This is a genomic window from Knoellia locipacati (assembly GCF_044791685.1).
In the GTDB taxonomy this organism is placed as follows: domain Bacteria; phylum Actinomycetota; class Actinomycetes; order Actinomycetales; family Dermatophilaceae; genus Knoellia; species Knoellia locipacati_A.
In genome coordinates, this window is record NZ_CP087730.1 from 255,736 (window position 1) to 280,157 (window position 24,422).

General features: G+C 71.1%; 20 protein-coding genes. 5 read left to right on the forward strand and 15 right to left on the reverse strand.

Annotated features, from left to right (window positions below):
* Positions 1–15 precede the first annotated feature (15 nt).
* The 7 genes from LL946_RS01230 to LL946_RS01260 form a co-directional block, all read right to left on the reverse strand.
* Complete coding sequence (locus tag LL946_RS01230; RefSeq protein ID WP_404383958.1) at positions 16–756, reverse strand: FadR/GntR family transcriptional regulator; 741 nt, start codon at positions 754–756, stop codon at positions 16–18.
* Positions 757–829: 73 nt separating this feature from the next.
* Entirely contained in the window at positions 830–2,386 is a 1,557-nt protein-coding gene (locus tag LL946_RS01235; protein ID WP_404383960.1) for an amino acid permease, read from the reverse strand.
* A 149-nt stretch (positions 2,387–2,535) separates the two neighbouring features.
* Positions 2,536–3,633 (reverse strand): branched-chain amino acid aminotransferase, encoded by a 1,098-nt coding sequence (locus LL946_RS01240; RefSeq protein ID WP_404383962.1) that lies wholly within the window; start codon positions 3,631–3,633, stop codon positions 2,536–2,538.
* A 48-nt stretch (positions 3,634–3,681) separates the two neighbouring features.
* The gene (locus LL946_RS01245; RefSeq protein WP_404383964.1) at positions 3,682–4,761 is read right to left on the reverse strand and encodes a 3-isopropylmalate dehydrogenase; all 1,080 of its coding nucleotides are present in this window, start codon (positions 4,759–4,761) and stop codon (positions 3,682–3,684) included.
* Positions 4,762–5,312: 551 nt separating this feature from the next.
* Entirely contained in the window at positions 5,313–5,591 is a 279-nt protein-coding gene (locus LL946_RS01250; protein ID WP_404383966.1) for an HU family DNA-binding protein, read from the reverse strand.
* 158 nt (positions 5,592–5,749) lie between these two features.
* Positions 5,750–7,336, reverse strand: a complete 1,587-nt coding sequence (gene serA, locus LL946_RS01255) for a phosphoglycerate dehydrogenase (protein ID WP_404383968.1) — start codon at positions 7,334–7,336, stop codon at positions 5,750–5,752.
* A 204-nt stretch (positions 7,337–7,540) separates the two neighbouring features.
* On the reverse strand, positions 7,541–11,689 hold the full coding sequence (locus LL946_RS01260) for a BTAD domain-containing putative transcriptional regulator (RefSeq protein WP_404383970.1): 4,149 nt from the start codon (positions 11,687–11,689) through the stop codon (positions 7,541–7,543).
* A gap of 185 nt (positions 11,690–11,874) precedes the next feature.
* On the opposite strand from LL946_RS01260, the gene LL946_RS01265 reads away from it, so the two are divergent.
* Entirely contained in the window at positions 11,875–12,210 is a 336-nt protein-coding gene (locus LL946_RS01265; RefSeq protein ID WP_404383972.1) for a hypothetical protein, read from the forward strand.
* Between the two features lie 172 nt (positions 12,211–12,382).
* On the opposite strand, the gene LL946_RS01270 is transcribed toward LL946_RS01265, so the two are convergent.
* Positions 12,383–12,841 (reverse strand): DedA family protein, encoded by a 459-nt coding sequence (locus LL946_RS01270; protein WP_404383974.1) that lies wholly within the window; start codon positions 12,839–12,841, stop codon positions 12,383–12,385.
* A 242-nt stretch (positions 12,842–13,083) separates the two neighbouring features.
* On the opposite strand from LL946_RS01270, the gene LL946_RS01275 reads away from it, so the two are divergent.
* The 3 genes from LL946_RS01275 (at position 13,084) to LL946_RS01285 (ending at position 14,334) form a co-directional block, all read left to right on the forward strand.
* A complete protein-coding gene (locus tag LL946_RS01275; protein WP_404383976.1) occupies positions 13,084–13,473 on the forward strand; it encodes a hypothetical protein in 390 nt (129 codons plus the stop codon).
* A gap of 105 nt (positions 13,474–13,578) precedes the next feature.
* Positions 13,579–13,950, forward strand: coding sequence for a hypothetical protein (locus tag LL946_RS01280; RefSeq protein ID WP_404383978.1), 372 nt, complete (start codon positions 13,579–13,581; stop codon positions 13,948–13,950).
* Between the two features lie 60 nt (positions 13,951–14,010).
* On the forward strand, positions 14,011–14,334 hold the full coding sequence (locus tag LL946_RS01285) for a hypothetical protein (protein WP_404383980.1): 324 nt from the start codon (positions 14,011–14,013) through the stop codon (positions 14,332–14,334).
* Between the two features lie 119 nt (positions 14,335–14,453).
* Here the strand turns inward: LL946_RS01285 and ilvC are convergent, their stop codons facing one another.
* The 5 genes from ilvC to LL946_RS01310 form a co-directional block, all read right to left on the reverse strand.
* Positions 14,454–15,485 carry a ketol-acid reductoisomerase gene (gene ilvC / locus LL946_RS01290; RefSeq protein WP_404383982.1) on the reverse strand — a complete coding sequence of 344 codons (1,032 nt, stop codon included), beginning with the start codon at positions 15,483–15,485 and terminating at the stop codon, positions 14,454–14,456.
* A gap of 116 nt (positions 15,486–15,601) precedes the next feature.
* Positions 15,602–16,114, reverse strand: a complete 513-nt coding sequence (gene ilvN / locus LL946_RS01295) for an acetolactate synthase small subunit (RefSeq protein WP_404383984.1) — start codon at positions 16,112–16,114, stop codon at positions 15,602–15,604.
* Positions 16,114–18,015, reverse strand: coding sequence for an acetolactate synthase large subunit (locus LL946_RS01300; RefSeq protein WP_404383986.1), 1,902 nt, complete (start codon positions 18,013–18,015; stop codon positions 16,114–16,116). Before LL946_RS01300 ends, ilvN begins: the two co-directional genes overlap by 1 nt.
* A 426-nt stretch (positions 18,016–18,441) precedes the next feature.
* The gene (ilvD, locus tag LL946_RS01305; protein WP_404383988.1) at positions 18,442–20,148 is read right to left on the reverse strand and encodes a dihydroxy-acid dehydratase; all 1,707 of its coding nucleotides are present in this window, start codon (positions 20,146–20,148) and stop codon (positions 18,442–18,444) included.
* A gap of 43 nt (positions 20,149–20,191) precedes the next feature.
* Entirely contained in the window at positions 20,192–22,279 is a 2,088-nt protein-coding gene (locus tag LL946_RS01310; RefSeq protein WP_404383990.1) for an MMPL family transporter, read from the reverse strand.
* Between the two features lie 54 nt (positions 22,280–22,333).
* Between LL946_RS01310 and LL946_RS01315 the strand changes: the two genes are divergently transcribed.
* Entirely contained in the window at positions 22,334–22,870 is a 537-nt protein-coding gene (locus tag LL946_RS01315; protein WP_404383992.1) for a MarR family transcriptional regulator, read from the forward strand.
* A 21-nt stretch (positions 22,871–22,891) separates the two neighbouring features.
* On the opposite strand, the gene LL946_RS01320 is transcribed toward LL946_RS01315, so the two are convergent.
* Positions 22,892–23,437: a SixA phosphatase family protein gene (locus LL946_RS01320; protein WP_404383994.1), complete on the reverse strand. Its 546-nt coding sequence runs from the start codon at positions 23,435–23,437 to the stop codon at positions 22,892–22,894.
* 31 nt (positions 23,438–23,468) lie between these two features.
* Complete coding sequence (locus LL946_RS01325) at positions 23,469–24,398, reverse strand: 2-hydroxyacid dehydrogenase (protein WP_404383996.1); 930 nt, start codon at positions 24,396–24,398, stop codon at positions 23,469–23,471.
* Positions 24,399–24,422: the final 24 nt, after the last annotated feature.

Sequence of the window (24,422 nt, forward strand, 5' to 3'; positions counted from 1 at the left end):
TGTCGCTCTCCTTCGTCATCCGAGAAGTCCCCTGAGCAGGGCCGAGGTCGCGTCGCAGTGCTCCTCCATCCCAGCACGAGCCGCGTCGGCGTCGCCCTCCAGGATGGCCGCGACCACGGCGTCGTGCTGCTCGCACGAGTGCGTGATGTTGCGTGGCAGGACGGGGATGGCCCCGAGCATCTCACCGAGGGCCGCCTGGGCGCGGGTCACCGACTCGATGAGCATGGGCGATCCGGACAGGGTCGCCACTACCAGGTGGAAGCGGCTGTCGGCGATCCGGTGGGCACCGGTGTCGGCGGCCTCCCACACCTCAGCGGCCGACGCGACGAGCCAGGCCCGCTGGTCGCCGGCGAGCTGCTGCCGGGCTGCGAGCCAGGCGGCGCCGGGCTCGACGATCCGCCGGAAGTCCAGGGCATCGGCGAGTGCCGCACCGCGCCTCGCGGACACCGAGGACGTGGTCGAGGACGACCCCGGCTCGGGCGTGACGTAGGTGACGACCGTCCCGCCACCGCGTCCTCGCCGGGTCGTGACGAGACCGGTGTCGCGCAGGGCCGCGATGGCGTCCCGCAGGGTGTTGCGCGAGACGCCGAGACGCTCGGAGAGCTCGCGCTCGGGCGGCAGCTGCTCGCCGTGGACGAAGACCCCGAGGCGGATGGCCGTCGCGAGCTGCTCGACCGTCGTCTCGAAGACGTTCGCCGTCGCCGGACGGAGGACGGCTGCAGGCAGCCGCCCCACGTCCGGCAGGTGCGCGGTCACGGCATACCCAAGCCTTGTGTGCCTGAGCGCGAGCCAGAAGGCGCGCTCAGGCACACAAGGCGGGTCGCGGTGCTCACTGGAAGATCTCGGACGGCGGCTTGGTGTCGTGACCCTTGGGCACATCGACCATGAAGTGCTTCCGGCCGCCGATGAACCAGGAGATGGTCGAGAAGGTGAGCACGAACAGCACGGCCAGCGGCGCGTAGTTGAACGTCGCATCGCCCCAGGTGCCGGGCGCGTAGGCCGGCAGCATGAACAGGACGACGATGATGGCCACCCACACGATCGCGATCCAACCGATCGGCGCGCTCCACCGCCCGAGGTTCCACCGGCCGGCGCGGAACTCCGGGTTGGTGCGTCGCAGGAAGACCGGCACGACGTAGGCGATGTAGAGGCCGATGACGGCGATCGACGTCACGGCGGCGTAGGCGACGATGCTCCACAGCGCCGGCAGCGCCACGACGACCGAGCAGACGACGCAGAGCCAGATCGAGTTCGTCGGGGTGCCGGTGCGGGGGTTCACCTTCGACCAGAGCTGCGAGCCGGGCAGGGCGTTGTCGCGCGAGAAGGCGTAGGACATGCGCGAGTTGGCCGTCACCGACGCCATGCCGCAGAAGAACTGGGCGACGGCGCAGATGAAGAGCATTGTCTTGCCCAGGCCGGCACCAGCCGCGTCGATGAAGATCTGAGCGGGCGGCAGGCCCGTCTCGGTGGCGCGCTGCGCGTCGTAGTCCTGGATCGCCGCGGTCACCGACACGAGCAGGATCCACCCGGCGAGGATCGAGACCCACACCGAGCGCACGATGCCCTTGGGTGCCTCGACCGAGGCGTTCATCGTCTCCTCGGCGACGTGGGCCGAGGCGTCGTAGCCGGTGTAGGTGTACTGCGCCATGAGCAGGCCGACGAGGAACGCATAGGGCAGGAAGCCGAAGATCTCGCCCTCGAAACCGGTCGCGTTCCTGAACTCGGTGAAGGTCCACGACAGCGTCTGGTGCTGGTCGGGGACGAGCCAGAGGATGGCCACGATGATGCCCACGCCGGCGAGGTGCCACCAGGCGCTGACGTTGGAGAGCAGCTTGACGAGGTCGACGCCGAAGGTGTTGAGCAGCCCATGAAGCACGATGATGACGACGAAGGCGACGAACGTCGACGCGAGCGAGACCTCGACGCCGAAGACGAGGTTGAGCAGCGCCATCCACGTCACCGCCGCGCCGTAGTCGATGGCCGCCGTCACGGCCACCTCGCCGAGGAAGTTGAACCATCCGACGTACCACGCCCAGACCCGCTTGTTGCGGCGAGCGAGCTTGCCGGCCCAGTAGTAGAGGCCGCCTGCCGTCGGGTACACCGAGCAGATCTCGGCCATCGCCATGGCGACGCAGAGGACGAAGATGCCGACGAGCGGCCACCCGATCGAGATGGCGACCGGCCCACCGGCGTCCATCGCGAGGTAGTAGGTGGTGATGCAGCCGGCGAGGATCGAGATGATCGAGAACGAGACGGCGAAGTTGCTGAAGCCGCTCATCCCACGGTGGAGCTCCTGCTTGTAGCCGAGCTCGGCCAGCATGGCCTCGTCGTCGTGCTGGTCACTGCGGTGGTCACCCGTGGTCGCGCTGTCCGCCTGAGACGCCATGGCACTCTCCATCAAAGGTCTGTTCCCGGACCCTTTGGTCCGAGGACGTCAGTGACGGAAAGACAACACCCAGACGGCATACCGCGTCAATGGTCTGTTCGCGGACCTTTTGCGGCGACGACCGCGACGCCCCGCACCTTCGGCAGGACTCAGACCAGCCGGGTGAGCCAGCCGCGGGTGTCCTCGGCGCGGCCGTACTGGATGTCGAGCAGCCGCGAGCGGATGGTGCGCGTGACCTCGCCACCCTCGGGCCCGCCGACGGCAGGCGCCGTGCCGCCCTCCCAGCGCAGCTCGCCCACCGGGGTGATGACCGCGGCGGTCCCGCACGCGAAGATCTCGACGATGTCGCCGGACGCGACGCCGTCCTTCCACTCCTGGATCGGCACCTTGCGCTCGACCGGCGTGAGGTCGAGGTCCTTGGCGAACTCGAGGATCGAGCTGCGCGTGATGCCCTCGAGGATCGTGCCGGAGAGCTCGGGCGTGACGAGCTCCCCGTCACGGCGCAAGAAGAAGAGGTTCATCCCGCCGAGCTCCTCGATGAGCTCGTGCGTGGCCGAGTCGAGGAAGACGGCTTGGTCGCAGCCGTTCTCGATGCCCTCGAGCTGGCCGGCGAGCGAGGAGGCGTAGTTGCCACCGCACTTGGCGGCGCCCGTGCCACCCGCGCCGGCGCGGGCGTAGTCCTGCGAGATCCACAGGGTCACGGGCTTGAGGCCACCCGGGAAGTAGGGACCGGCGGGCGAGGCGATGACCGAGTAGGTCACCTCGTTGGCCGGGCGCACCCCGAGGAAGGACTCGGAGGCGTACATGAACGGACGCAGGTAGAGGCTTGCCTCACTGCCGTCGGCCGGCGGGACCCACGCCTCGTCGACGGCGAGCAGCGCCTTGAGCGACCCGATGAAGTCGGCCTCGGAGAGCTCGGGCAGGGCGAGCCGCCGGGCGCTGCGGGCCATCCGGGCGGCGTTGGCCTCGGGACGGAAGGTCCAGACGGAGCCGTCCGCGTGGCGGTAGGCCTTCATGCCCTCGAAGATCTCCTGCGCGTAGTGCAGCACGGCCGCGCTCGGCATGAGCTGGATCGGGCCGTAGGGCGTGACGCGACCGTCGTGCCACCCTTCGCCCTTGGTCCACGTCGCCGAGACCATGTGGTCGGTGAAGTGGACACCGAACCCGGGGTTCGCGTGGATCTCGGCCCGACGCGCGTCGCTGGCCGGGTCCTGACGTCGCTCGACGGTGAACGAGAGGTCGGTCATCAGAGGGGTCCTTCCACGCAATGGAGCTTTCGGCGGCCGTGCCTGAGCCTATGACAGGCGCTGGACGACGGCGTCACCGATGGCGCTCGTCGTCCGTGCGGCGCTGCCCCGCTCGAGGAGGTCCGCGGCCACCGCGGCCTCGACGCGAGCGGCCTCGTCCCCGCGTCCCAGGTGGTCGAGCAGCATCGCGACCGACAGGATCGTCGCCGTCGGGTCGGCCTTGCCCTGCCCGGCGATGTCCGGCGCGGAGCCGTGGATCGGCTCGAACATGCTCGGCGCCTCACCGGTCGGGTTGATGTTGCCGCTCGCGGCCAGGCCGATGCCACCCGCGATGGCGGCGGCGATGTCGGTGATGATGTCGCCGAAGAGGTTGTCGGTGACGATGACGTCGAAGCGGCCCGGGTCGTTCACGAGGAAGATCGTCGCCGCGTCGACGTGCTGGTAGGCGGTCTCGACGTCGGGGAACTCGGCGCCGAGCTCCTCGACCGTGCGCCGCCACAGGTGGCCGGCGTGGGTGAGGACGTTGTGCTTGTGCACGAGCGTGAGATGCCGGCGCGGGCGCGCCTGGGCACGGGCGAACGCCTCGCGCACCACGCGCTCGACTCCGAAGCGGGTGTTGACGCTCACCTCGGTCGCGATCTCGTGCGGGGTGCCGGTGCGCAGCGAGCCGCCGTTGCCGACGTAGGGCCCCTCCGTGCCCTCGCGGACGACGACGAAGTCGATGCCGTCGGGGGCCACGCGCTCGACGGCGAGGGGGCTCTCGACGCCGGGGAAGAGCTTGGCCGGACGCAGGTTGACGAAGTGGTCGAGGGCGAAGCGCAGCGGCAGGAGGATGCCGCGCTCGAGCACGCCGCTCGGGACGCTGGGGTCGCCGATGGCGCCGAGCAGGATGGCGTCGTGGCCGCGGATCTCGTCGAGGGCGCTCTCGGGCAGCGTCTCACCGGTGGCGTTCCAGCGCTTCGCGCCGAGGTCGTATGCCGTCGAGCTCACCTTGGTGCCACTGCCGGCGGTCACCGCCTCGAGGACCTTGAGGCCCTCGGCCACGACCTCGGGGCCGATCCCGTCACCGGCGATGACCGCGAGGTCGATGTCGCCCTGTCGGCTGTCGGCTGCGCTGCTCTGGATCATGTCATCACCCTAGGAACTCACCTCGGGATACGGGACCGCGTGCCCACCATGTGAACCCCTCCACACATGACTTTCCCGCCGGATGTGGCTTCTTCTCAGTTCGCGTGGCGTCGGCGGCCACGCGAGGTGAGAGAAACCCACTCCCGGCGGGAAAGGTGGGGCAGGCGGGGCGTCAGGCGTCCGTGTGGTCCTGGTCGCGCAGGTCCAGCGACTCCTGCAGTGCCTGACGTGCCTGCTTGGCTTCTTCGCTCATGGGTTCTTCAGTCCTTCGACATCTCGGGTGTGGGCGGATCGGTCGGCTCGAGCCCGTGGTGTGGGCGAACCGGTCAGCGGCGTCGCGGGGTCTCCGCGGCGAGGGTGCTGACTACCGGACCCCGCCGCGGCTGACGATGAGACGTACCTGCCGCTGCATGGTCTCGAGGTTATGAGGACGTCCAACTATCCGGTAGGGGCTGCCCACGCACTGAGACGGCGTCTCAGGCCCGGCCCCGGACGCACGGATGCCGTGCCCCACCGGGGTGGGCGCACGGCATCCGTCGAGGTGCGAGACCTCAGTTCTTGGCGAGCTTGCGCTTGAGCTCTGCAGCCGGCTTGAACGCGGCAGCGGTGCTCGCGGCGATCTCGAGCGCCTCACCGGTCTGCGGGTTGCGCCCGGTGCGGGCAGCGCGCTCACGCGTCTCGAAGATGCCGAAGCCGGGCAGCGACACCTTGTCGCCCGCGACGAGCGCCTCGGTGATGGCGTCGAGGACGGCGCCGATGGCGCGGTCCGCGTCGGCACCGCTGAGCTCGGTGCTCTCGGCGACCTTGTTCTTGAGATCCGTACGGTTCACAAACCCTCCTGAGTCTGGTGCTGTTGACCGCCAACCCTAAGCACAGGCATCGGACATCCGCACAACCGACCCGCAAGCACGTATGCCGTGACCTCACCTGGGGAGGTGAGGGCACGGCATACGGGATGTGCGTCAAAGACGCTGTGCCACAGCGGAACTCAGTCGACCAGGTCCACCGTCTGCACGTCTGCGTCGACCTCGGAGGCGATCGCCCTGACGACGTCGGCCGGGATCTTGTTGTCGACGGTCAGGACGACGAGCGCAGTGCCCGCGGCGTCGTCGCGGTCGACCTGCATGCCGCCGATGTTGACGTCGGCCTCGCCGAGGAGGCGACCGATGACGCCGACGACACCGGGGCGGTCCTTGTAGGAGAAGAACGCCATGTGGTCGCTGATCGGGACCTCGAGGTCGAAGCCGTTGATGCCGATGAGCTTCTGGACGAGCTTGGGTCCGGTGAGCGTGCCGGCCACCGAGACCGTCCTGCCGTCGGCGAGGGTGCCGCGCAGCGTCGTGACGTTGCGGAACGCGTCCGAGACCGGGTCGGTGAGCAGGCGAACCTCGCAGCCGCGCTCCTTGGCCAGCAGCGGCGCGTTCACGTAGGTCACCGGGTCCTCGGTGACGTCGGTGAAGACGCCCTTGAGGGCCGCGAGCTCCCAGACCGACACGTCGTGCTCGGTGATCTCACCGCGGACGTCGACGTCGAGCTGGACCGGGACCGAGCCGGCGACACCGGTGAAGATGCGACCGAGCTTCTCGACGAGGTCGATGCCCGGGCGGACCTCCTCGGCGACGGCGCCGCCGGAGACGTTGACGGCGTCGGGGACGAGGTCACCGCTGAGGGCGAGGCGCACCGACTTGGCGACGGCGACGCCGGCCTTCTCCTGGGCCTCCTCCGTGGAGGCACCGAGGTGCGGGGTGACGACGACCGACTCGTGCTCAAAGAGCGGGCTCGCGGTCGTGGGCTCCGTCGCGAAGACGTCGATGCCGGCACCGGCGACGCGCCCCTCGCGCAGCGCCTCGGCGAGGGCGTCCTCGTCGACGATGCCGCCGCGGGCGGCGTTGATGATGCGGACCGTCGGCTTGACCTTGGTGAAGGCGTCCTTGCCGAGGAGCCCCAGGGTCTCGGGCGACTTCGGGAGGTGGACGGTGATGAAGTCGGACTCGGCGAGCAGCTCGTCGAGGGTCACGAGGCGGGCACTGAGCTGGCCGGCACGCTGCGCCGAGACGTAGGGGTCGTAGGCGAGGATCTCCATGCCGAAGCCCTTGAGCCGCTCGGCGACGAGCTGGCCGATGCGGCCGAAGCCGACGACGCCGACCTTCTTGTCGAGCAGCTCGACACCGCCGTACTTGCTGCGCTTCCACGCGCCGCCCTTGAGCGCCTGGTTGGCCGGCGCAATGTTGCGGGCGGTCGAGAGGAGCAGGCCGACGGCGAGCTCGGCAGCGCTCGTGATGTTGGAGGTGGGTGCGTTGACGACCATGACGCCAGCCTGGGTGGCGGCAGGGACGTCGACGTTGTCGAGGCCGACGCCAGCGCGGGCGATGACCTTGAGGTTCTTGGCGGCCGCGATCGCCTCGGAGTCCATCTTCGTGGCGGACCGGATGAGGACGGCATCGACGTCGGCGAGGGCCGGGAGGAGCTGGGAGCGGTCGGATCCGTCGATCTGGCGGATCTCGAAGTCGGGCCCGAGGGCGTCGATGGTTGCCGGGCTGAGCTCCTCGGCGATCAGGACGATCGGCTTGCTCACGTGCGTATCCTTTGGGGTTGCCGGATGGTGGGGTCGGCACGTCGCTGTGCGCAGGGCCGAGTCTAGGGGCGCGTTCAGCATGTGGATGGTGGCGCCCGGTATGTGACACGCCACAGGCTTCCGCTGAGCGCGGCGACATCGGGCACCTGCCCGGCTCTGCCGACTCGGGCTCGCCCGTCATTCAGCCGGTTGGCTGCGCGCCATTCAGCGTCGGAGCTGGTCGGCCGAGCATCCTGCGTGGTACGTCGCCGTGGTGCCGAAGAGCACGTCCCACTCCTCCGGCGTGAGGTTGCGTCCAGCTGTGCGGCAGGCGTGCCCGACCCAGCTCGACACCGAGGTGTCCCACCGCTGGACCGAGCCGTCGCCCGCCGCGAGGAAGAGCGTCCGGCCGTCCTGCTCGAAGATGGCCGACGACGGCACGTCGACCCGCCCCACCCGGATGCTCTCCCGCTTCGCCCCCGTGCGCCCGTCCCACAGGCGCACCCGGCCGTCCTGCCCGCTGCTCACGAGCAGGGCACCGTCGGAGGAGAAGTCCACCCGAAGGATGAATCCCTGGTGCTCGCCCGCCACCGGCTCCTTGACCCAGGCGCCCGTCGCCAGGTCGAGGATGCCCACCTCGCCGCGGAAGCCGCCCAGCGCGAGGAGACGGCCGTCGGGCGAGACCTCGGCATGGCCCACGTCCACACTGAGGAGCCGCGTGCCGGACGTTCGGCCGGTCCTCAGGTCCACGAGGGTGGAGGCGATGCCGTCACGGGTGCCGAGGATGGCCAGCGCCCGGTCGGCACCCGCCGAGATGACCTCGTGCAGGTCGCCGACGAGCCGGGCGCGAGGACCGGTGGGGGCCAACGTGTCGGCGTCCACCTCGTAGACGTACCCGGCGCGCTCGCCGACGATGAGCCGACGCCCGTCCGGCGTGTACGCCAGCGCCTCGATGGCAGCTTGACCCACTTCCTCGTCCAGGACGGTGGAGCGGCTGCTCCAGTCCCACACCCGGATGGAGCGGTCACCCGGCACCGCCAGCTGGTCGTCGGAGGGCGGTCGCCACACCCCCCAGTTCTGGTACTCACCCTCGACGGGCTCGAGCAGCCGGCCAGCCGCGACGTCGAGGAAGGCGATGGTGTCATGGCGGTCACTCGCTCCGGGAGTCGGCGACATGAACGCCACGACGTCTCCGGTCGGCGCGGGCACCACGAGCTCGCCCCCGACCAGACCGGGCCCCAGCCCCGAGTGCACGCGCTGCAGAGCGCTCCGGTCGCCCGTGAGGTCCCACGAGCTCAGCCGGTGGTCGTTGGTGAGCGTGTAGAGCGTGCCGGCGTCGGAGGAGAAGGCGACCTTGTTGACCGCCTCCGACAGGGCCTCCAGTCGCTCGATCCGCTGGGTCCTGATGTCCCACACGGCGACCGAGCTCTCGTCCGAGCCGCCGGCCAGGAGCCGGCCGTCGTGCGAGAAGGCCAGGGAGCGGGTCTCGCCGTCCGAGCCCTCCAGACGACGCTGGACCGTGAGGTCGCTGGTGTCGATCAGGGTCACCTCCGCGCCTCCGAGCGCCAGCAGGCGCCCGTCCGGGCTGATCACCATGGGCTCGACCACGCCAGACTGCGCCGGCAGGACGCGGTCCAACCCTCGCAGCGGCGCAGAGGCGATACGGCGACCGGTGGCCACGTCATGGACGGCGATGGTCGCCACCGGCTCGGGGAGGTGGAGGTAGAGCCTGTTGCCGTCCCGGCTCAGCGCCAGGTCGGTGATCTCCTGCGGCGCGATCGTGGCGAGCAGGGTGGTCCCGCGCCAGGCGAAGACGGCACTGCCGTTCCCGTCGTCCACTCCGGTCACCGCCGCAACGACGACCTCCCCGTCTGCGCTGGCCCGGGGGCCCCACGACTGCCCTCTCGAGGGTGGGCGCAGCTGCTGACGGTCGCCGCTCTCCAGGTCGATGAGCTCCACCTCTCCACCGTCGCTGGCGGTGACCGCCGTCCGCCCGTCTGTGACGAGGTCGACTCTGGAGGCGCTGCCGAACTGCGAGGCCTCGTCGGCAAGTGAGTCCGGGTCGATCGCCGTCAGGGCCGAGTCCCGCCCGAGGACGACGCGTCCGCTGGCCGCCACGTCGATGTCCTTGGCGTCGTCGACGACTCGCGTGGCGAGCAGTGACGGCCAGCGGGTCAGCGCGGCGAGCAGTGCACCACGTGTCTCGGGTGCGTCACGCAGCCGAACGGCCTCCACTCCTGCCAACATCGCCACGGTCGGATCGGCCGACTCGCGAGCGGCGGCGGCCGCCGCCGAGGCCCGTTGGCCGACTGCCGCCTCTGCCGCCCTGCCTCGCTGGAGCACAGCGACCCCGGCGGTCGTCACCGCCACGACGACAAGCGCGACGAGACCGGCCACGAGCGCCCGCGTGGTCCGTCCGTGCCGGCGCCGACTCATCTCGGCCAGTGCCTCCTGCTCCCGCGCCGCCCGGTCCACCTCCTCCGAGGCGCTGAGGAACGCACTCTCGGTCGGCGTGAGGGCGTCCGTCGACCGGGCCTGCCACCCGAGGGCGCGGGTCAGGCGAATCCCGCGGTAGAGCTCGCTCTGGGGGCGGTCGAGTCCGTCCCAGCTGTCCGCAGCGGCGCTGAGGTGGCGCAGGATGTGCTGGCCCTCCACGTCCTCCTCGAGCCACGCGCGCAGCCGCGGCCAGGCCCGTGCGAGGGACTCGTGGGCCACGGCCACGACACCCTCGTCGACCGCGAGGAGACGGGCACGGACGAGCAGGTCCACGAGGCCGCGGCTCCCGTCCTCCGGGAGCCGGCGCACCGGTACCCAGACCCGCACCGGGTCACCGTCCGGTGTCACCGACACGAGTCGGCGCAGGAGGTCGCGCAGCACGTCGCGGTCGTCGACGTCGAGGCTGTCGAACACGCCCTCGGCGGACTGGGCCACCGCACCCTCGATCCCGCCCGAGGCCCGGTAACCCGCGAGCGTGAGCGTGCGCCCCTCCCGCCGCTGCCAGGTCTGTTCGAGGACGTGGGCCATGAGCGGCAGAGCCCCCGGCGCGTCGAGCACCTCGTTGAGCAGCACGTCGACGACGCCGGGTTCCAGGACGAGGGCGGCCTCGGCGGCCGGCCCTTCGATCGCCGCTCGCAAACTCTCCTCCGTGAGTGGGCCGAGGAGGTACAGACCGCGTTCGACGATCCGTGAGAGCTCGGGGTGCCGCGACACGTCCTCGAGGTGGTCGGCTCGAAGGGTCATGATGAGCGGCCCGGCGGCGGCGTGCCGAACGAGATCGGCGACGAGTTCGTTGCGCGCCTCGGGACCACCGGCCGCGAGGACCTCCTCGAGCTGGTCGACGACGACGGCACCCCTCCAACCCGACTCGACCAGCTGACGCATCCCGATGAGCCCGTCGGGTCCGGGCCCGAGGATCTCGACCGGGCGGTGACTGCGTCGCAGTGAGGCGACGACACCGGCGCGGACCAGCGAGGACTTCCCGCTGCCTGACGGACCCGCCACGACGAGGACTCCCTGCTCCATAAGGCGGCTCAGGCACTGTTCGAGCTCGGTCGTCCGGCCGAAGAACACCTCGCCGTCCTCCACCTCGAAGGCCCGAAGGCCTGGGTAGGGACACTCCGGGGCCGGCTCCGGCAGCGCCACGGCCGCCACGAGGGAGGCGTCCTGACGCAGGATGGCATCCTCCAGACGCGCGAGCTCGGCGCTCGGGTCGAGACCGAGCTCGTCGGCGAGCCGTCGCCGGGCCTCTCGCAAGGTGGTGAGCGCGTCCCCCTGGTCTCCTGAGAGGTACTGCGCGAGGGCGAGAAGTGCCCACCGACGCTCGCGCAGCGGCTCCTGCGCGACCCGGGTGCGGGCCTCGGCCACCGACTCGGCGTGGAGGCCGGCCCGGAGGCTGGCGTCGAGCACGGCCTCCTCGGCCTCGCGTCGCACCTCGTCGAGCCGCTCGGCCTCGAACCGACCCGGCTCCCAGTCGGCGATCTCCGCCAGGGCGCGCCCTCGCCACAGACCCAGCGCCTCCCGCAGGACGTGACGTGCACGGTCCGCGTCCCCGGAGGTCAGCAGCTGGTGCCCCCGCTCGACGAGGTGGACGAACCGCACCGAGTCGACGCTGTCCCCGTTCAGGCTCAGTCGGTATCCGTGCGACGTCGTCTCGATCGCGCCGTGCCCGAGTCGCTGGCGGAGCCGCAGGATGCTGCTCGGCACGAGCTTCTTCCACGAGGGCGGCGGCTCCTCCCCCCAGAGCGCCTCGGCCAGGCTCTCGGCGCTCAGGGCCGTCCCCCCTGCCGCGACCAGTGCCTCGAGGACGACCTGGTCACGCGGCGAGAACGCGGCGTGGTCGTCGACGAGAAGCGGTCCGAGCACGCCGATGCCCATGGGCTCAATGTCCGCCCCCCTCACCGCCGTGTCAACGCTCCCGATACCCAGCCGATATCGGCGAGACGGCCCTGATCGACACCCGACGTCGGACCGATATCGACGTCCGCTCCGATGGTCCACAAGCCAGTCCGGCCGGGCCGGCTCAGGACCGATCACCGGTCACCCCACGAAAGGAGCGCGTCATGCGCACCAGCACCAGCTCCAGCACCGGTCGAGTCGCAGCAGCCCTCGCCACCATCGCCCTCGCGGGCCTCGTCACCATCACGCCCGCCCACGCCGAGTCGGGGCTGAACGACGACGGGGTCACCACCCCCGCCGAGCTCCGGGTCTGGGAGAACGAGAACTCGGGTCCCTCCACCCCCGACACCAGTACGCGGCCCGGACCGTCCGTCATCACGATCGACGACAACGCGGTCGAGTACCTCCAGGTCGCACTCGGTGCCGTCGGCGGCATGGCGGTCCTCGGCGCCCTCGTGGCCGGCAGCGCCCGTCGGCACGGCCACGCCCACCCGGCGTGACCGTCGAATCACGGAACTGCGCCCGGACCGCCGGGCCGACCAGCGCCCAGGACGAGACGCTCCCCATCGACAGGTATGGGGAGCGTCTCGTCGTGTGTCCACGACAGGGTCGGGCGAGGCCGTGACGCAGGCAGAGGCTGAGACTGAGGCCGAGGCGGAACAAGCTCGGCCGTCAGGCGCCGGCCGCCCGGCCGAGCCACCTCGTCGCCCCCAGGACGACGCCGACGACTGCCGGCACCACGAGCAGCCACCACCAGGATCCTCCGGTGAGCGCGTCCCACAGCGCCACCCCCACCGACGTGTAGAGCGTGGCCCAGAGCAGCGCGCCGACCGCGGTGGCGGGCACGTAGTGCCTCAACGGCATACGAAGGGCGCCTGCGGCGGCGTTGACGAGGGTCTGGACCCCCACGGTGAGGAAGCTGAGCGCGACCCCGGGTGCGCCCCAGCGGTCGACGAGCTCCTCGGTCCGGACCACGGCCGGACGGTCGAGGTGCCGCCCCACCCTCGTCAGCCCTCCCCCGGCCCTCAGGCCGCGGCCGGCCCAGTAGGTCGCGTTCGACCGCAGCATCGCGATGACCCAGAACCCCGCGAACACGGCCCACAGCGGCCAGCCACGCACGAGGTCGTCCACGGCTCCCATCGTAGGAAGCGCGAGCGGCGGGTCCACATCCGCCCGGCCACCGCGTCGCGAGCACGGCAGCGGGGGCGGCGATACCGACCTGATACCCGCCCCCCGCCTCCGCCGAAATGTCGGCGACGGACTGATACCGGCCCGGCCTTCACTCACTCCAAGCCCTCCGCAGGGGACGGGCCGACCGCACTGCCCCAGAGCCGTACCACGGGGCGCGGTCACCGGACAGGAAGGAGGCCGTCATGGCCCCCAGCAGCACCACCCACAGCAGCACCCCAGGCCACAGGCGCGGGAGCACCACCAGTCGGCGGGCAGCGGGCGTCCTCGCGACGGCCACCCTCGCGAGCCTGGTCACGGTCACGCCGGCGTTCGCCAGGCTCGACCCCGGCGATCGGGTCTCAGCCGGGACCTCGACGTCCAGGCCGGACGGTTCGACCCTCCAGAACCCGATCCCGTCCCCGGGGGCCCAGATGTCCCCGAAGGCACCGGCGCCGGGACCCGCGGCGATCACCATCGACGACGGGGCCGTCGGGTACCTCCAGATCGGGCTCGGCGCCCTCGCGGGCATGGCCGCCGTCGGCGGCCTCGTCGTCGCCAGCACCCGACGTCGTCACGCGCACACTGCCGCCTGACGATCGGAGGGCGCCAACCCACCGGGGGGCAGTCGCGACCGAACCGCGACCACCCACGACCAGAGCGCGACCCAGCCGCGACCGCACCCGGGTGGACTGGTCGACATGCCGCAGCACCCGCTCCAGCACCTCGACCGGTCCATCCCGGTCACACCACGAAAGGACAGCGTCATGCACCTCAACACCACCTCCCGGCGAACCGCAGGAGCCTTGGCCACCACGGCCCTCGCCGCGATCATCACCGTCACGCCGGCCCACGCCCGTCAGGACCCGGGCCCGATGCTCAGGGACGGGGGAACCGGCCTCACGACGAGCGACGGCTCCGTCACCGTCCCCGGACCCGCGGCGCTGACCGTCGACGACGGCGCCGTCGAGTACCTCCAGATCGCCCTCGGCGTGATCGGCGGCATGGTCGTCGTCGGTGCCGTCGCCACCGGAGCCAGCCGTCGTCGTCACGGACACGCTCACCTCGCCTGACCACCACCTCACCGACATCCCCCGACCGGCCCGCCGGTCACCCCCCGAAAGGACAGCGTCATGAACCTTCACACCACCTCCCGCCGCGCGGCCGCGGCAGCGGCCACGACAGCCGTGGCCGGCATCCTCACCATCGTCCCCGCCCACGCCAGGCAGGACCCCGGCCCGAGCGTCGGCGCCAAGGACGCTCGGCCGGACGGCTCGTCCCTGCAGTACTCGGCGCCCGCTCCGGCGAGCCCGTCACTCCCCGCCCCAGCCATGCTCGTCATCGACGACGGTGCGGTCGAGTACCTCCAGATCGGGCTCGGCGCCGTGGCGGGCATGGCCGTCGTCGGTGCCGTCGTGGCCTCGACCCGTCGCCACGCGCACGCCCAGCCGGCGTGAGAGACCGGGTGGGCGGACGGCATACCGCACCGCTCGCACTCCACCGCACGCACGAACGCTCCCCACGGACCGAGACCGCGGGGAGCGTTCGTCTGTGCTGACAGGTCAGCGGAGGGGGATCAGCGGGCGGCCGAACCCTCGACGTAGTCGCTGTCGGTGTCGCTCTTGACCCACGACATGAGCTTGCGCAGCTCGCGCCCCGTGGCCTCGATGGGGTGCTGGGCACCCTTCTCGCGCAGGGCCTTGAACTCCGGTCCGCCGGCGTCCTGGTCGTCGATGAAGCGCTTGGCGAACGCGCCGTTCTTGATGTCGGCGAGGACGGCCTGCATGTTGTCCTTGACCGAGGGGTCGATGACACGCGGACCCGAGACGTAGTCGCCGTACTCGGCCGTGTCGGAGACCGACCAGCGCTGCTTGGCGATGCCGCCCTCGACCATGAGGTCGACGATGAGCTTGAGCTCGTGCAGGCACTCGAAGTAGGCGACCTCGGGCTGGTAGCCCGCTTCCACGAGGGTCTCGAAGCCGTACATGACGAGCTGCGAGGCGCCACCACAGAGGACGGCCTGCTCACCGAAGAGGTCGGTCTCGCACTCCTCGGTGAAGGTCGTCCGGATCCCGCCGGCACGCAGGCCACCGATGGCCTTCGCGTAGGACTTCGCGAGGTCCCAGGCGGTGCCGGACGCGTCCTGCTCGACGGCGACGAGCACCGGCACGCCACGACCGTCGACGTACTCACGGCGCACGAGGTGGCCGGGGCCCTTGGGCGCGACCATGATGACGTCGGAGCCCGGCTCCGGGGTGATGTAGCCGAAGCGGATGTTGAAGCCGTGCCCGAAGAGCAGCGCCGCGCCCTCCTTGAGGTGGGGCTTGATCTCCTCGGCGTAGACGGTGCGCTGCACCTGGTCGGGCGTGAGGATGACGACGAGGTCGGCCTCGGCGGTGGCGTCGGCGACCGACTTCACCGGCAGGCCCTCGGCCTCGGCCTTGGCCTTGCTCTTGGAGCCCTCGGCGAGACCGACGCGGACGTCGACCCCGCTGTCGCGCAGGCTCAGCGCGTGGGCATGCCCCTGGCTGCCGTATCCGATGACGGCGACCTTGCGCCCCTGGATGATCGACAGGTCGGCGTCGTCGTCGTAGAACATCTCGGCCATGGTTTCGAACGTCTCCTCAGGTTGTCGTGCGATGTGGTCTGTGGTGTTGCGGTCTTGCGCTTGCGTCCGGCAAAGCGGTGGGTATGCCGTCGAGCTGCCGGACGTTGCGGCTCCTGTCAGGCTCCGCGCAGCGCGCGGTCGGTGATGGATCGGGGGCCTCGTCCGATGGCGACGATGCCGGACTGGACGAGCTCGCGCACCCCGTAGGGCTCGAGGACCCCGAGCAGCGCGGTGAGCTTCTCGCCGTGCCCGGTCGCCTCGATCGTCACCGACTCGGTGGCGACGTCGACGACCTTGGCGCGGAAGAGCTGGACGAGCTCGAGGACCTGGCTGCGCGTCGCCGCGTCGGCCCGGACCTTGATGAGCATGACCTGTCGCTGGACGGCGGACGAGGCGTCGAGCTCGACGACCTTGAGCACCTCGACGAGCTTGTTGAGCTGCTTGGTCACCTGCTCGAGCGGGAGCTCGTCGACGTCGACGACGACGGTGATGCGCGAGATCTCGACGTGCTCGGTCTCGCCCACGGCGAGGCTGTGGATGTTGAAGCCGCGGCGGGCGAAGAGGCCGGCGATGCGGGCCAGGACTCCCGGCTTGTTCTCGACGAGCACCGACAGGGTGTGCTGCGACATCACTTCTCCTCACCTTCGTCGGTGCGCTTCGTCGGGGTGGCGTCGCCGCCGCTGTGGTCGGCGTCCTCGGCCTGCGGGATGGCCTCGGACTCCTCGCGGTCCCACTGGGGTGCGGTGTCCTTGGCCACCTGAATGGCGTCGTTGCTCACGCCGGCGGGGACCATCGGCCACACCATCGCGTCGCGGTGGACGACGAAGTCGACGACGACCGGGCGGTCGTTGATCTCCATCGCCTTGCGGATCGTCTCGTCGACGTCCTCGGGGCGCTCGCACCGCAGGCCGACACAGCCGTAGGCGTCGGCGAGCTTGACGAAGTCGGGGATGCGGGTGCCGTCGGCGGACGTGTGCAGGTCGGTGTTGGAGTAGCGCTCGTTGTAGAAGAGCGACTGCCACTGGCGCACCATGCCCAGGCTGCTGTTGTTGATGACGGCGACCTTGATCGGGATGTTGTTGATGACGCAGGTGGCGAGCTCCTGGTTGGTCATCTGGAAGCACCCGTCGCCGTCGATCGCCCACACGGTGCGGTCGGGCTCCCCGACCTGGGCACCCATGGCGGCGGGGACGGCATACCCCATCGTCCCGAGGCCACCGGAGTTGAGCCAGGCACGCGGGCGCTCGTACTGCACGAACTGCGCGGCCCACATCTGGTGCTGGCCGACGCCGGCGACGTAGACGGCCTCCGGTCCGGCGATCGCGCTGAGCCGCTCGATGACGTACTGGGGGGCGAGGGTGCCGCCCTCGGGCACGGTGTAGCCGACCGGGAAGTCGCGCTTCCAGCCCTGGGTGCGCTCGCGCCACTCCGTGTAGTCGCCGCCGTGGCCCGCGTCGATCTCGATGTCGACCGACTCGATGAGGTCGACGAGCACGTCCTTGCAGGAGCCGACGATCGGCACGTCGGCCTTGCGGTTCTTGGAGATCTCGGCCGGGTCGATGTCGGCGTGGATGACCTTGGCCTCGGGCGCGAACGTCGACAGCTGGCCGGTGACCCGGTCGTCGAAGCGGGCGCCGAGGGTGATGAGCAGGTCGGCCTTCTGCAGCGCCGTCACGGCGGCGACGGAGCCGTGCATGCCGGGCATGCCGAGGTGCAGCTCGTGGCTGTCGGGCAGGGCGCCCCGGGCCATGAGGGTCGTGACGACGGGGATGCGGGTGAGCTCGACGAACTGGCGCAGCTCCTCGCAGGCGTCGGCACGGATGACGCCGCCGCCGACGTAGAGCACCGGCCGCTGGGCGCCGCCGATGAGCTTGGTCGCCTCTCGGATCTGCTTGGCGTGGGGGCGGGTCACCGGGTGGTAGCCGGGCAGGTCGATCCGCGGCGGCCACGAGAACGTCGTCCTGGCCTGGAGCGCGTCCTTGCTGATGTCGACCAGCACCGGTCCGGGCCGGCCGGTCGATGCGATGTGGAAGGCCTCGGCGATGACGCGCGGGATCTGCGAGGCGTCGGTGACGAGGTAGTTGTGCTTGGTGATCGGCATCGTGATGCCGCGGATGTCGGCCTCCTGGAAGGCATCCGTGCCGATGGCCGCGCTCGCGACCTGACCGGTGATGGCCACGATCGGCACCGAGTCCATGTGCGCGTCGGCGAGTGCGGTGACGAGGTTGGTCGCACCCGGGCCCGACGTCGCCATGCAGACGCCGACCTTGCCGGTGGCCGAGGCGTAGCCCTCGGCGGCGTGGCCTGCACCCTGCTCGTGGCGGACGAGGATGTGGCGCACCTTGACCGAGTCGAGCAGCGGGTCGTACGCGGGGAGGATCGCGCCACCGGGGATGCCGAAGACCGTGTCGACCTCCATGGACTCCAGTGACAGGACGAGGCTCTGCGCTCCCGTCACCTGCAGGGGAGCCTTGGCTCGGGCCTGTTCGGCGAGCCGCGCCGGGGTGGGCGCTGCCTGGGTCTCGCTCACGTCGTCACCATCTTCGGTCGGAGTTGCGTTGAGTTGCGTCATGTCGTGCTGCTTCGTGCTGAGCTGCGGTGTGCTGCAGGGAGATCTCGCGTGCTGGATGCTGCGTGTGGCCACAAAAAAACCCTCCCGTCCCACACGGTGGGGACGATGGAGGGAGGCGCCTGGCCGGACCTGTCAGGAGGGGCCGGGCGCCGGGGGAAGTACGAGGAGGCGGGACACACGACGACTCTCCCGCCCGGCAGCGGTCGTGTCAACGTGTGAGACGACACATCCCACCATCCGGTCATTGCCCGGCCCGTAATGCCGGCGCACGAGGGTCCCGCACCGCGACAGAATGGAGGATCGCAGGGGCCCAGTCCCCGCGATCCTCCATCCTTCATGCGTCCAAGGGCCCGCGTTCTCGTGTCGGACGCGATGGCGCCGCGGTCAGTCGCAGACGGCGCCCCGGCTCGCCGAGCCGACGAGCTTGCGGTACTTGGCGAGGACACCACGCGTGTACTTGGGCTCGGGATGCGTCACGCCCTCGGCGCGGCGCCGGTCGAGCTCCGCGTCGTCGACGAGGAGGTCGAGGGTCCCGCCCGCGACGTCGAGGCGTATGCCGTCCCCGTCCCGGACGAACGCGATCGGCCCCTCGTCGACGGCCTCCGGTGCGACGTGCCCGACGCAGAGCCCCGTCGTGCCGCCGGAGAAGCGACCGTCGGTGAGGAGGAGGACGTCCTTGCCGAGGCCGGCGCCCTTGATCGCGCCGGTGACGGCGAGCATCTCGCGCATGCCTGGCCCGCCCTTGGGGCCCTCGTAGCGGATGACGACGACGTCCTGGGGCTTGAGCTGGCCCTGCTCGACGGCGTCCATTGCGGCGCGCTCGCCGTTGAAGACGCGTGCTGTCCCCTCGAAGACGTCGGTGTCGAACCCGGCCGACTTGACGACCGCGCCCTCGGGGGCGAGCGATCCGCTGAGGATCGTCAGTCCACCGGTGCGGTGGATCGGCTCGCTCATCGCGCGCACGACGTGGCCATCCGGGTCCGGCGGGCGGATGTCGGCGAGGTTCTCGGCGACGGTGCGACCCGTGACCGTGAGGCAGTCGCCGTGGAGCAGACCGGCGTCGAGGAGCGCCTTCATGACGACGGGCACTCCCCCGACACGGTCGATGTCGGTCATGACGAACTGGCCGAACGGCTTGACGTCGGCGAGGTGCGGGACCTTGGCGCCGACCCGCTGGAAGTCGCCGATGGTGAGGTCGACCTCGGCCTCGTGGGCGATGGCGAGCAGGTGCAGGACGGCGTTGGTCGAGCCGCCGAAGGCCATGACGACGGCGATGGCGTTCTCGAACGCCTCCTTGGTCATGATCTGGCGGGCGGTGATGCCACGACGGAGCAGCTCGACGACGGCCTCACCGGACTTGCGGGCGAACCCGTCGCGCCGACGGTCGGTGGCCGGCGGCGCGGCAGAGCCGGGGAGCGACATGCCCATCGCCTCGGCGACCGAGGCCATGGTGTTGGCGGTGTACATGCCACCGCAGGCGCCTTCGCCCGGACAGATGGCGCGCTCGATGGCGTCGACGTCCGCGCGTGACATCTTCCCGGCGGCGCAGGCACCGACGGCCTCGAACGCGTCGATGATCGTCACGGTCTTCTCGGAGCCGTCCGAGAGCTTCGCGATCCCGGGAAGGATGGAGCCGGCATACAGGAAGACCGAGGCGAGGTCGAGGCGGGCGGCGGCCATGAGCATCCCGGGCAGGGACTTGTCGCAGCCGGCCAGGAGGACCGAGCCGTCGAGCCGCTCGGCGTTCATCACCGTCTCGACCGAGTCGGCGATGATCTCGCGCGACACGAGCGAGAAGTGCATGCCCTCGTGGCCCATGGAGATGCCGTCGGACACCGAGATCGTGCCGAACTCCAGGGGGTAGCCGCCACCGGAGTGCACGCCGTCCTTGACCGCCTTGGCCAGCCGGTCGAGCGAGAGGTTGCACGGGGTGATCTCGTTCCACGAGCTCGCGACGCCGATCTGGGGCTTGACCCAGTCGTCGTCCCCCATGCCGACCGCGCGCAGCATCCCTCGTGCTGCGGTCTTCTCGAGGCCGTCGGTGACGTCGCGGCTGCGGGGCTTGATGTCGATCTCGGGCGCGTCGGTCATGGGGCCACTGTAGAACCCGTGTCCACCGACTGGGACGCCGATCTCACCCAGCGACGGAGACGAGATCGGGCTCGGCGTCGCCCGCCCCGCGGGACTCAACCTGCGGTTGGTGGGCGCCACCGACGCGACGGGGCCACCAGAACCGGTCCCCGAGCACGAGCGCGATCGCCGGGACGAGGACCGTGCGGACCACGAGGGTGTCGAGGAGGACGCCGACGCAGATGACGACACCGAGCTGGGCGAGGACGACGAGCGGCAGCACACCGAGCACGGCGAAGACCGCGGCGAGCAGGATGCCCGCACTCGTGATGACGCCACCGGTCGCCGCGAGCGCGCGCAGCATGCCCTCTCGCGGCCCGTGCCCGCGGGCCTCCTCGGCCGTGCGTGTCACGAGGAAGATGTTGTAGTCGACCCCGAGGGCGACGAGGAAGACGAACGCGAGCAGGGGGACGCCGTTGTCGAGGCGGTCGAAGCCGAGCACCTGGGTGAAGAGCACCGACGAGATCCCGAGGCTCGCGAGGTACGTCGCGACGACCGTGGCCACGAGGACGACCGGCGCCACGACCGAGCGCAGCAGTGCCCCGAGGGCGAGGACAACGAGACCGAGGATGATCGGGAAGATGAGCATGCGGTCGCGCGCCGAGGCCTCGGACTCGTCGAGCGCCTCGGCCTCGGTGCCGCCGACGTGCGTCTCCGCGGTCCCGGACACCGCGTCACGGATGGCGCGCACGGTCTGCTCCGCCGCGTCGGAGCCGGGGTCGGCCTCGACGACGGCCTGGATCTCGCTCACGCCACCGGTGCTGGCGATCTCTCGCGTCGACGACACCCCGTCGACGGCGCCGACGGTCGCGGCGAGCTCGGAGACCTCCGCACCACGCGACACGATGACCACGGGGTCGGCCGAGCCTGCCGGGAACGACTCGGCGAGGCGCTCCCCCGCCGCGATGGCCTCGGGCTTCTCGAGGAACTGGTCGGACCCGTCGAGGCCCGTGCGGATCTGCGTCATGCCGCCCGCGGCGATGGCGAGGAGCACGAGTGTCACCGTGGCGAAGCGCTTCGGGTGGCGGGCGACGGCGTCGCCGATGCGGCGCCAGAACGACCGGGAGTCCGCCAGGCTCGCCTGACCGGTGCGCGGCACCTTGGGCCAGAAGATCCAGCGACCGAAGACGACCAGTGCAGCCGGCAGGACGACGAGGACGAAGACCGCCGCCACGACGACGCCCACCGCGCAGGCCAGTCCGAGACCACGCGTCGTGGGGAAGGCGGAGAGCAGCAGGGTCAGCAGGCCGAGGACGACCGTGGTCGCACTCGACAGGACCGCCTCCGCGGTGCGCGTCAGGGCGTGGGCCATGGCCTCCCGGCGGTCCTCGGTGACGCGAAGCTCGTCGCGGTAACGCGAGATGAGCAGGAGGGCGTAGTCGGTGCCCGCTCCGAAGACGAGGACGGAGAGGATGCCGATGGTCGACTCGTCCCACTGGACGTCGAAGGCCGCGAGGGTCCGGGTCGCGAGGGTGGCGGCGAGCTGGTCGGCGACGCCGACGACGGTGAGCGGCACGAGCCAGAGCACGGGGCTGCGGTAGGTGATGATGAGCAGGAGCGCGACGACCGACGCGGTCGCCCCGAGGAGGCGGAAGTTCGCGCCGTCGAAGACCGCGGCCAGGTCGGCCTGGATCGCCGCCGGACCCGTCACCTGGGCCGTGAGGCCGTCGGGCAGGCCGGACCGCACGACGTCGCGCAGCTCGGTGACCACCTCGGAGGTCTCGGTCGCGTCGTTCGCGCTCACCGGGACGACGACGATCGCGGCGGTGCCGTCCTCGGAGACGGTGGGCGGTGCGCCGCTGGCTCCCGGGAGCTCGCGCGCCTTGCCCTGGAGCAGGGCGAGCTGCTCGGCGGTGAGGGCGGAGTCGCTGCTGAACAGCACGACGGCGGCCGACCCCTCGGCCTCGGGCAGCTCCGCCCGCAGCTCCGCCGCCGCCCGGCTGTCCGACCCGGTCGGCAGGGAGGCCGTCGCGGTCGGGCCACGCTCCGCCTGACCGACCACACCGATGACGGCACCTGCCGACAGGAGCGCGAACAGGGCGACCAGACCGGCCACCCACTTCCGGGTGAGGAGTGTGGCGAGCGCGCCCATCGGTCGTCCTTCGCTAGAGTGGGTAGATCAGTGACTCATCAAGTGAGTAAGTAGGTGAGCGATATTACCGACATCCCCGACCCGAGGACAAGCCGGTCCACCCGACCCACCGACGAGCCGGCGTCCGCGGTGCAGTCCGCGGCGGCGGTGCAGTCGGTTGCGCCGGCATACCGGCCCTCTCCCTCTCTCGAGGCGCTCGAGGAGCTCGTGGGCGTCGCCGCCCAGTCCCCCCAGGCCGTCGCGCGTCGCGGCGGGCTCTCCGTCTCCGAGCTGCACTCCCTGCGACACCTCTCCGCAACCCCGATGGGGCCGGTCGAGCTGGCCAAGGTCCTCGGCGTGACCTCCGCCGCATCCTCGGGCGTGGTCGACCGACTCGTGGCTCGCGGTCACGCCGAGCGCCGCGCCCACACCGACGACCGGCGCCGCACGGAGGTCGTCGTCACCGACTCCGGGCGACGCGAGATCTTCGCGCTGCTCGCGCCGATGTTCACCGCCCTGGCCGAGATCGACAACTCGCTCACCGACGACGAACGGGTCGTCGTCGAGCGCTACCTCAGAGGTGCGACCGCGGCCCTGCGCTCGGTGATGTGAGCACTCGGCGCGGACCCGGGTTCAGACCTCGGCGGACTCCCGCTCGGCCCGCGCGACGTGGAAGCGGTCGAGTTGCGCCACACCGGCGGTGAGGTCGCTCCAGTGCCCGGAGAAGCGCAGCACGGCGACGCCCGCCGTCGGGTAGCCCTCGCTCATGAGCTCGTGGGCCTGGTCGCTGCCGGCCCCCTCGGCCAGGATCGAGGCGAGCGCCGGGATGCCCGGGGCGTGGCCGACGACCATGACGACGTTGGCGTCGGCGTCGGCCTCACGCACGACCTCGAGCAGCCGGTCGGCCGACGCGTCGTAGATCCGGTGGTCCTCGCGGATGTCCGCCTCCGAGCAGCCCGCGCTCCAGATGCCCTCGCACGTCTGCATCGCCCGCGTCGCGGTCGAGCACAGCACCTCGTCGACGCCGATGCCGTGCTCGGCGAGCCACCGGCCGGCGGCCTGGGCGTCGCGGTGCCCTCTCTTGGTGAGCTCGCGCTCGTGGTCGGCGTCGTAGCCGCCCTGCTCGGCCTTGGCGTGGCGCACGAGCACGAGCGTCCGGTCCTCGGCAGCGATGGTCATGCTTCGATCTTGCCCCTGCCCGACCCCGATGTCAGGTCTTGACAATCGGGCGGACGAGGTGGTGGGGATCCTCACCCGCAGCGACCCGCGAGAGCTGGTCGCGCAGCAGTGCCGACATCCGCGGCAGCAGCGCCGTGGTGTTGCCGCCGGCGTGCGGGGTGATGAGGACGTTCGGTGCACTCCAGAGGGGGTGTCCGTCCGGCAGCGGCTCCGGGTCGGTGACGTCGAGCGCCAGCGCGAGACGGCCGGCGTGGGCGACGAGGGCGTCGGTGTCGGCGACCGGCCCGCGGGCGACGTTGACGAGCAGTGCGCCGTCGGGCATGGCCGACAGGAACGCGTCGTCGACGAGGTGGTGCGTCGCGTCGGTGAGCGGGACGATGACGATGACGACGTCGTGGTCGGGCAGCAGCCGGGGGAGCTCGTCGATGCCGTGCACCGTGTCGACGAGGTCGTCGCCCGCCCTCGCCCGCGACGCGACCGCCGTGAGCGTCACCTCGAACGTGCTGAGCCGCCGCGCGATCGCCGTGCCGACCGACCCGTAGCCCACGACGAGCACCCGCCGGTCGGCCAGTGAGGTCCGCGTCCCCAGGCCGACCCAACGCGCCTCGTCCCCGGTCCGCACCGCGTCGGGGATGCCGCGCAGCGACGCGATGGCCATGCCGACCGCGAGCTCGGCGGTGGCGGCGTCGTAGACCCCCGCCGCGTTCGCCACGCCGACCGTCTCCGGGACGACCTCGAGCACGCCGTCGTAGCCGGCCGACTGGAGCTGGACGAGCCTCACGTCCCGCAGCTGTGCCACCGCGCCGAGCGCCGAGGCGGCCCCGAGGTAGGGCGCGATGACCACCTCGATCCGCTCGTCGGGGGACTCCTCCCCCGCCGGGTCCCAGACGACCGCCTCCACACCCGGAACGTCACCGACAGCAGCGAGCAGGACAGGGTCCGGGAAGGAGACGACGACCATGTCCTCGACCCTAGGCGAACGCCG

Bases quoted from the DNA above. Each gene is read 5' to 3' on its own strand.
- LL946_RS01280 (WP_404383978.1), top strand. From the start codon at position 13,579: ATGCCGCAGCACCCGCTCCAGCACCTCGACCGGTCCATCCCGGTCACA.
- LL946_RS01275 (WP_404383976.1), top strand. From the start codon at position 13,084: ATGGCCCCCAGCAGCACCACCCACAGCAGCACCCCAGGCCACAGGCGC.
- ilvC (WP_404383982.1), bottom strand. From the start codon at position 15,485: ATGGCCGAGATGTTCTACGACGACGACGCCGACCTGTCGATCATCCAG.
- LL946_RS01245 (WP_404383964.1), bottom strand. From the start codon at position 4,761: ATGATCCAGAGCAGCGCAGCCGACAGCCGACAGGGCGACATCGACCTC.
- LL946_RS01260 (WP_404383970.1), bottom strand. From the start codon at position 11,689: ATGGGCATCGGCGTGCTCGGACCGCTTCTCGTCGACGACCACGCCGCG.
- LL946_RS01240 (WP_404383962.1), bottom strand. From the start codon at position 3,633: ATGACCGACCTCTCGTTCACCGTCGAGCGACGTCAGGACCCGGCCAGC.
- LL946_RS01235 (WP_404383960.1), bottom strand. From the start codon at position 2,386: ATGGCGTCTCAGGCGGACAGCGCGACCACGGGTGACCACCGCAGTGAC.
- LL946_RS01285 (WP_404383980.1), top strand. From the start codon at position 14,011: ATGAACCTTCACACCACCTCCCGCCGCGCGGCCGCGGCAGCGGCCACG.
- ilvD (WP_404383988.1), bottom strand. From the start codon at position 20,148: ATGACCGACGCGCCCGAGATCGACATCAAGCCCCGCAGCCGCGACGTC.
- LL946_RS01325 (WP_404383996.1), bottom strand. From the start codon at position 24,398: ATGGTCGTCGTCTCCTTCCCGGACCCTGTCCTGCTCGCTGCTGTCGGT.
- LL946_RS01310 (WP_404383990.1), bottom strand. From the start codon at position 22,279: ATGGGCGCGCTCGCCACACTCCTCACCCGGAAGTGGGTGGCCGGTCTG.
- LL946_RS01320 (WP_404383994.1), bottom strand. From the start codon at position 23,437: ATGACCATCGCTGCCGAGGACCGGACGCTCGTGCTCGTGCGCCACGCC.
- ilvN (WP_404383984.1), bottom strand. From the start codon at position 16,114: ATGTCGCAGCACACCCTGTCGGTGCTCGTCGAGAACAAGCCGGGAGTC.
- LL946_RS01265 (WP_404383972.1), top strand. From the start codon at position 11,875: ATGCGCACCAGCACCAGCTCCAGCACCGGTCGAGTCGCAGCAGCCCTC.